The organism is Micrococcus sp. LASM2_SD2 (assembly GCF_057364565.1).
Genome location: NZ_JBNFOB010000117.1, coordinates 1 through 7,153, shown reverse-complemented (window position 1 = coordinate 7,153; position 7,153 = coordinate 1). Strand labels below are relative to the sequence as shown.

The following is a 7,153-nucleotide window of genomic DNA, read 5'->3' as shown; positions in this document are numbered from 1 at the left end:
GGCCGGCCACCGGCGCGCAGGAGGGAGCGGCCCGTCGTCGTGGCGGCGGTCGTCGTGGACGGAGGCGGACATGGGCGGAGACACTACCGATCCGCCTGGAGGAACTGCTGGGTGGAGGCCGGAGGCTCCCTGGAGCCGCGGACTCCCCGTGCGGGGCCGGCGGGCGGCCGGACGCCCCGGACACGACTCGACCCCCGTTCCGCAGAGGCGGAACGGGGGTCGGGTGCGGAAGCGGTGATGCGGCTCAGGCCGCGATCATCACTTGAGGGTGACGGTGGCGCCGGCGCCCTCGAGCTGCTCCTTGGCCTTCTCGGCGGTCTCCTTGTTGACGCCCTCGAGGACCGGCTTCGGGGCGCCGTCCACCAGGTCCTTGGCCTCCTTCAGGCCGAGGGAGGTGAGGGCGCGCACCTCCTTGATGACGCCGATCTTCTTGTCGCCGGCGGCCTCGAGGACGACGTCGAACTCGTCCTTCTCCTCGGCGGCGGCGGCCTCGCCACCGGCAGCGGCACCGCCGGCGGCGGCGACGGCCACCGGAGCGGCGGCGGTGACGTCGAACTTCTCCTCGAACGCCTTGATGAACTCGGACAGCTCGATGAGGGTCAGCTCCTCGAAGGCGGCGAGCAGCTCGTCGGTGGTCAGCTTGGCCATGATGGCTCCTTTACGTGGTTGCTACGTGAAGTAGGTGTGGGTGAGGGCCGCGCGGCCCCTTGGATGGGTGGGACGCTCAGGCGTCCTGCTTGGCGCGCAGCGCCTCGACCGTGCGGACGGACTTCGACAGCGGGGCCTGGAACAGGGCGGCGGCCTTGCTCATGGAGCCCTTCATGGCGCCGGCGAACTTGGACAGCAACATCTCGCGGGACTCGAGGTCCGCGATTTGCTTGATGCCGGCCTCGTCCAGAGGCTGGCCGTCCATGTAGCCGCCCTTGAGCACGAGCTTGTCGTTGTCCTTGGCGAAGTCACGCAGCGCCTTCGCGACGCTGACCGGGTCACCGGTCACGAAGGCGATCGCGGTCGGACCGGACAGGTGGGACTCGAGTCCCTCCACACCGGCCTCCTTGGCCGCGATCTCGGCGAGCGTGTTCTTCGCCACGGCGTAGGTCGCGTCCTGACGGATGGCGTTGCGAAGCTGCTTGAGCTCGCCCACCGTCAGGCCACGGTATTCCGTCAGCACAGCGGCGTTGGACTCACGGAACAGGTCCGCGAGCTCAGCCACCGCCGACTTCTTTGCAGACGTCGCCATGGCACTCCTCTCAATGGGATCTTCAATCGGATACCGCGCGATCCCCACAAAGAGAAACGCCCCGTGCAGGTGCACGGGGCGCGGCGGGACGGCGGGCTCCGCAAGGAGTCCATGTGTCAGCGCGTGGCTCACGTTTCACCTGCGCAGGTCGCCTCCGCCTGGGAGGACCTTCGACGGATCTCCAGCCCGAGGGCATGGATCACCGCGACCGGCGGTCTTCGGTCCGCCGATCATATCCCATCCTCGGCGCGGACGACAAACCGGGTTCGGCCCCTCCGCCGAACCAGAGGAATCGGCCACGTCGACCCGCCTTGAAGCAGCCGAATCTTCTGGCTCGGTGCCGGTCGCGCGCTCGGCGTCCGGCCAGACGACGGCGAAGCGGGCCAGGTTCTCCCGCTTCATGGCCATGCCCAGCCCGTGGCCCCGATGGTCCCCCTCGACGATCGTCGAGCCCTGGAACGCCACGTGCGGTCGTTCCGCGTAGGCCTCGACGTCGCTGTGGCCGACCACCCGGCCTCGACCGTCCACGGCGGCGACGGTGAAGACGGACTCCCCCGCCTCCCCGCGGCGCCGCTCCTGCGCACGGTAGCGGGCGACGTCCCACGGGGAGTGCTCATGCCGCAGTTCCCCACTGGGCGCGTCGACGTCCATGAGCCCGCGCAGACGCGCCATCGCCTCCACGTGCTCTTCCGGGCAGGGTGCCTCCCAGGTGACCAGACGATGTCCGGAGCGCAGCGGCGGGGCGCTGCCCTCGCTGAGCGGGCCGTGCAGGCCCTGGCGCGCGGCCTCGCCTTGCTCGCTGCCCCCGGCGCAGCGTCCGGCGTTCGCGTCTGCACCGACGCGGCTTGGTCCCCCACGCCAGCGTCCTCAGACAGGCGGCGATGGTCCGACCAGGACTGCAGGACCGTGCAGCCGTCCTCGCGCGCCGCCTCGAGGAGGCGCTCATGCACCGCCGACCCGATCCCGCCTCGGCGGAACCGCGGATCCACGCCCACCCAGAGGTGGCCGGGGCGGCGCAGCAGCCGCCCGAGCGCCACGACTCCCCCGCGGGGATCATCGTCCTCCAGCGCAGGCGTGCGGACCAGCAGGGTCTGCGTCACCTGCTCCGCACTTGGCTGGGCGTCCCGCAGCCGCTGCTTCGGGGCGCGATAGAAGTCGTTGTGCCCCCAGAACCGGGCCTGCAGCATCTCCCCCAGCTGGGCGGCGGTGAGGAAGTCGGCCGTGCTCTGGGGCACCGGATCCTGTTCGTACTCCAGCCGCTGCGGCGCCTGGATCCAGGAGAAGGTGAGGTCCGGCGCCGTGTTCTGACTCATGGCCCCCTTGCACCACGCCCCTCCCCGGACACGACGTCGGCCGGCCGCCTCCGTGCGGAGACCGGCCGTCGTCGGGAACGGTCAGGGGACCGTTCGGTCAGGCGAGGATCAGTCCTCGGCCTCGACCTTGGTGGCGTTCGGGTCCATCGGGACGCCCGGGCCGAAGGTGGTGGCCACGGTGGCTTGGTGATGTAGCGGCCCTTGGAGGAGGCCGGCTTCAGGCGGAGGATCTCCTCCAGGGCGGCGGCGTAGTTCTCGGCGAGCGCCTTGGCGTCGAACGAGGTCTTGCCGATGATGAAGTGCAGGTTCGAGTGCTTGTCGACGCGGAAGTCGATCTTGCCGCCCTTGATGTCGGTCACGGCCTTGGCCACGTCCGGGGTCACGGTGCCGGTCTTCGGGTTCGGCATCAGGTTGCGCGGACCCAGGACCTTGCCGAGCCGGCCGACCTTGCCCATGAGCTCCGGGGAGGCCACGGCGGCGTCGAAGTCGACCCAGCCGCCCTGGACCTTCGCGATCAGGTCGTCGTCGCCGACGAAGTCCGCGCCGGCCGCGCGGGCGGCCTCGGCGCGCTCACCGGTGGCGAACACGACCACGCGGGCGGTCTTGCCGGTGCCGTTCGGCAACGACACGGAGCCGCGCACCATCTGGTCGGCCTTGCGCGGGTCGACCGAGAGGCGCATGGCGACCTCCACGGTGGCGTCGATCTTCGACGGGTTGGTCTCCTTGGCGAGGGCGATGGCCTCGGCCGGGGAGTAGAGGCGATCCTCGATCGCGGCCTTGGCGGCCTTGTATGCCTTGCTGCGCTGTGCCATCTGCGTTCTTCTCCTTGTGCAGTTGTGGTCTGCGGGCCGCGCTCGGCCCTGCCACGTGGAAAGAGTGGTGTGGACGGATGTCCGGGAGGTGTCAGCCCTCGACGGTGATGCCCATGGAGCGGGCGGTGCCGGCGATGATCTTCGCGGCAGCCTGGATGTCGTTGGCGTTCAGGTCCTCCATCTTGGTCTGCGCGATCTCCTCGCACTGGGCCTGGGTCAGCTTGCCGACCTTGTCCGTGTGCGGGGTGCCGGAGCCCTTGGAGACGCCTGCGGCCTTCTTGATCAGCTCGGCGGCCGGCGGGGTCTTGGTGATGAAGGTGAAGGAACGGTCCTCGTAGACCGTGATCTCCACCGGGACCACGTTGCCGCGCTGCGACTCGGTGGCGGCGTTGTAGGCCTTGCAGAACTCCATGATGTTCACGCCGTGCTGGCCGAGGGCCGGGCCGATCGGCGGGGCCGGGTTGGCAGCGCCAGCCTGGATCTGGAGCTTGATCAGGCCGGCGACCTTCTTCTTGGGAGCCATGTGTCGGATCCTTCTCTCACTGGTGGACCCGCAGCACAGGAGCGTACTGCGGGCGGTGGCCGCCGTGGCGCGGCGGCCGGTGCCCCTGACGCCCGGCCAGGCGGCCGGGGGCGAGGGGACGATTGTGTTGTCTGTCCGTCAGAGGATCTTGGTGACCTGGTTGAAGGACAGGGTGACCGGGGTCTCGCGCTCGAAGATGGAGACGAGGACCACCAGCTGCTGGGCCTCCGGCTTGATCTCGGAGATCGTGGCCGGGAGGGTCTCGAACGGGCCGTCGTTGACGGTGACCGACTCTCCGACCTCGAAGTCCACGTGAACGGCCGGGGCTTCGAGGCCCGCAGCGCCCTCCTCCGCGGCGGCGGGGACGGCGCGGCCCTCCTTCTCGGCGGCCTTGGCGGCCTCCTGGATGACGGACGGGGCCATCATGTCGAAGGCCTCGTCCAGGGAGAGCGGCTGCGGGTGGTGCGCGTCGTTGCCCACGAACCCGGTGACGCCCGGGGTGTGGCGGACGACGCCCCACGAGGCGTCCGTCAGGTCCATGCGCACGAGCACGTAGCCCGGGATGCGCACACGGGAGACGATCTTCCGTGTGGTGTTCTTGATCTCGACGACCTCTTCCATGGGGACCTCGATCTCGTAGATCAGGTCCTCCATGTCCTGGGTCTGGATGCGGGTCTCGAGGTTGGTCTTCACGCGCTTTTCGTAGCCCGCGTAGGTGTGCACCACGTACCAGTCGCCGGGCTGACGGCGCAGGCGGGTGCGGAGCTCCTCGGCGGGGTCGACCTCGGGCTCGGCGTCCTCGGCGGGGGCCTCCTCGGCCTCGGCTGGGTCGGCGTCGGCCTGGGCGGCCTCCGGCTCCTCGGCCGGCGCGTCGGTCTCCTCGGCAGCGGGGGCCTCGGTCTCAGCGGTCTCCGCGGTCTCGTCCGCGGTGATCTCCTCGGCCTGGGCGGTCTCCTCAGAGGTGACGGCGTCCTCGGCGGTCTGGGGATCGAGTTCCTGCTCGGACACGGGTTCCTGCTTTCTGCTCACGGGGTACAGAGGCTGCGGACGGTCTCACGCAGCGGCGGCCCTTCCGGTGGCCGCGCCCCTCGGTCAGAAGCCTCCGAAGGTGAAGCGTGCCGCCGTGCCGAAGAGCCAGTCCAGTCCCATCACCAGCAGGATCATGATCGCCACGAAGGCGAGCACGACGCCGGTCATGCGGAGCAGCTCCTCGCGGGTCGGGGTGACCACCTTGCGGAGCTCATCCATCACCTGGCGCAGGAAGAGGCCGATACGGGCGAGGAGGCCACGCTTCTTGCGGGCGTCTGCGGGGCGGCCGCTGCCGCCGCTCACTGCCGTCTCAGACACGTGGCCTCACTCGTTCGGATCGCCGATACGTCTTACCGTCTTCTCGACCAGCCGGGCGGCTGCGTCGATGCGCAGGGCAGACAGGACTCGAACCTGCAACCTGCGGTTTTGGAGACCGCTGCGCTACCAATTGCGCCACTACCCTAGGACCGCATGCCGCCCCCGGACTGTTCTCCGGCAGGACTGCGTCACGGTGCCGAGTGGATAGCCTACGCCATCCAGCGGGAGAAAGTCGAACCGGCCCGTCCACGCGACTAGGCTGGAGGCCAGTCGCCCGCGCCCGCCGCGGACCCGCACCGCCGTCCGCCCTCCAGAGAGCAAGAGGAACCCATGGCACCCGCACCCGCCCGCCGCGTCTCCCAGCGCATCGGCTCCATCGCCCCGTCCGCGACCCTGGCCGTCGACGCCCGCGCGAAGGAGCTCAAGGCCGCCGGCCGGCCCGTGATCGGCTTCGGCGCCGGCGAGCCGGACTTCCCGACCCCGGACTACATCGTCGAGGCCGCCGTCGCCGCCGCGCATGACCCGAAGAACCACCGCTACACCGCCGCGGCCGGCCTGCCGGAGCTGCGCGAGGCCGTGGCCGCCAAGACCGCACGGGACTCCGGTGTGGCCCTGGACTCCCAGCACGTGCTGATCACCAACGGCGGCAAGCAGGCGGTGTACAACACCTTCGCCTCCCTCCTGGACCCGGGGGACGAGGTCATCGTGCCCACCCCGTTCTGGACCACCTACCCGGAGGCCATCCGCCTCGCCGGCGGCGTGCCCGTGGAGGTCTTCGCCGGACCCGAGCAGGGCTACAAGGTCACCGTGGAGCAGCTCGAGGAGGCCGTCACCGAGAGGACGAAGGTCCTCCTGTTCGTTTCCCCGTCCAACCCGACCGGCGCGGTCTACTCCCCCGACGAGACCGAGGCCGTGGGCCGCTGGGCCCTGGACAAGGGCCTGTGGGTGGTCACGGACGAGATCTACGAGCACCTGACCTACGACGCATGCCGTTCACCTCGATCGTCAAGGCCGTCCCGGAGCTGGCCGAGCAGGCCGTGATCCTCAACGGCGTGGCCAAGACCTACGCCATGACCGGCTGGCGCGTCGGCTGGATGGCCGGCCCGCTGGACGTCGTGAAGGCCGCCACGAACCTGCAGTCCCATGCGACCTCGAACGTCTCCAACGTCTCCCAGCGCGCCGCCCTGGCCGCCGTGTCCGGCCCGCTGGACGCCGTGGAGGAGATGAAGACGGCCTTCGACCGCCGCCGCCGGACCATGGTGGAGGCCATGAACGCCATCCCGGGCTTCGAGTGCCCGACCCCTCAGGGCGCCTTCTACGCCTACGTGGACGTGCGCGGCGCCCTGGGCCGCGAGATCCGCGGCGTGACCCCGTCCACCTCCGAGGAGCTGGCCGCCGTGATCCTCAACGAGGCCGAGGTGGCGGTGGTCCCAGGCGAGGCGTTCGGCCCATCCGGCTACATCCGCCTGTCCTACGCCCTGGGCGACGACGACCTCGCCGAGGGCGTCGAGCGCATCCGCGCCCTGCTCTCCGAGTGAGCCCCGCTCCCCGGTGAGGACCGCGGCCGGCGGGCCGCGCACCGAAGGCGACCGGCCGTCGTCGTGGAGGAGTCCGTTCTTCCCGACGACGGCCGGTCGCCTTGCGTCTGTCCGCGCGCCCTCGACCCGGGTCAGGCGTAGCCGCGGCGGGCGGCCCAGCGGGTGAGCTCGTGGCGGTTGGACAGCTGCAGCTTCCGCAGCACCGAGGAGACGTGGGACTCCACCGTGCGGTCGGAGATGAACAGCTCCGCCCCGGCCTCGCGGTAGGTGAAGCCGCGGGCGATCAGGCGCATGACGTCGCGCTCGCGGGCGGAGAGGCGGTCCAGCTCCTCGTCGGAGGCCGGCGCCCCGGCGTCCCCGGGTGCCGCCCGGCCCTCCCG

The 7,153-nt window shown here is 70.6% G+C and carries 7 protein-coding genes, 1 tRNA gene and 3 pseudogenes; 1 reads left to right on the top strand and 10 read right to left on the bottom strand.

Features of this window, described 5'->3' with window-relative positions; genetic code table 11:
- Positions 1 to 258: 258 nt before the first annotated feature.
- The 9 genes and pseudogenes from rplL to AC2W7A_RS07450 all read right to left on the bottom strand — a co-directional run bounded on the left by rplL (position 259) and on the right by AC2W7A_RS07450 (position 5,380).
- The gene (gene rplL, locus AC2W7A_RS07490) at positions 259 to 648 is read right to left on the bottom strand and encodes a 50S ribosomal protein L7/L12 (protein ID WP_485990802.1); all 390 of its coding nucleotides are present in this window, start codon (positions 646 to 648) and stop codon (positions 259 to 261) included.
- Positions 649 to 724: 76 nt separating this feature from the next.
- Positions 725 to 1,240, bottom strand: a complete 516-nt coding sequence (gene rplJ, locus AC2W7A_RS07485; protein WP_485990801.1) for a 50S ribosomal protein L10 — start codon at positions 1,238 to 1,240, stop codon at positions 725 to 727.
- Between the two features lie 135 nt (positions 1,241 to 1,375).
- Entirely contained in the window at positions 1,376 to 1,912 is a 537-nt protein-coding gene (locus AC2W7A_RS07480; RefSeq protein WP_485990803.1) for a hypothetical protein, read from the bottom strand.
- A gap of 230 nt (positions 1,913 to 2,142) precedes the next feature.
- A pseudogene (locus AC2W7A_RS07475) lies at positions 2,143 to 2,427 on the bottom strand (GNAT family N-acetyltransferase); the annotation flags it as partial.
- A 234-nt stretch (positions 2,428 to 2,661) separates the two neighbouring features.
- A pseudogene (gene rplA, locus AC2W7A_RS07470) lies at positions 2,662 to 3,365 on the bottom strand (50S ribosomal protein L1).
- Between the two features lie 91 nt (positions 3,366 to 3,456).
- Complete coding sequence (rplK, locus tag AC2W7A_RS07465; protein WP_485990800.1) at positions 3,457 to 3,888, bottom strand: 50S ribosomal protein L11; 432 nt, start codon at positions 3,886 to 3,888, stop codon at positions 3,457 to 3,459.
- Positions 3,889 to 4,026: 138 nt separating this feature from the next.
- Positions 4,027 to 4,896, bottom strand: coding sequence for a transcription termination/antitermination protein NusG (gene nusG / locus AC2W7A_RS07460; protein ID WP_485990799.1), 870 nt, complete (start codon positions 4,894 to 4,896; stop codon positions 4,027 to 4,029).
- 84 nt (positions 4,897 to 4,980) lie between these two features.
- A complete protein-coding gene (gene secE, locus AC2W7A_RS07455) occupies positions 4,981 to 5,235 on the bottom strand; it encodes a preprotein translocase subunit SecE (protein ID WP_485990798.1) in 255 nt (84 codons plus the stop codon).
- A 72-nt stretch (positions 5,236 to 5,307) separates the two neighbouring features.
- A tRNA-Trp gene (locus tag AC2W7A_RS07450) sits at positions 5,308 to 5,380 on the bottom strand.
- Between the two features lie 185 nt (positions 5,381 to 5,565).
- Between AC2W7A_RS07450 and AC2W7A_RS07445 the strand changes: the two are divergent.
- Positions 5,566 to 6,773 (top strand): annotated as a pseudogene (locus AC2W7A_RS07445) (pyridoxal phosphate-dependent aminotransferase).
- Positions 6,774 to 6,904: 131 nt separating this feature from the next.
- Here AC2W7A_RS07445 and AC2W7A_RS07440 read toward each other — a convergent pair.
- Positions 6,905 to 7,153, bottom strand: a 249-nt coding sequence (locus AC2W7A_RS07440; RefSeq protein ID WP_485990797.1) for a response regulator transcription factor, incomplete at its 5' end; no start/stop codon positions are given.

Coding starts and splice junctions, on each gene's coding strand:
- rplL (WP_485990802.1), bottom strand. CDS start 648: ATGGCCAAGCTGACCACCGACGAGCTGCTCGCCGCCTTCGAGGAGCTG.
- rplJ (WP_485990801.1), bottom strand. CDS start 1,240: ATGGCGACGTCTGCAAAGAAGTCGGCGGTGGCTGAGCTCGCGGACCTG.
- AC2W7A_RS07480 (WP_485990803.1), bottom strand. CDS start 1,912: ATGGCGCGTCTGCGCGGGCTCATGGACGTCGACGCGCCCAGTGGGGAA.
- rplK (WP_485990800.1), bottom strand. CDS start 3,888: ATGGCTCCCAAGAAGAAGGTCGCCGGCCTGATCAAGCTCCAGATCCAG.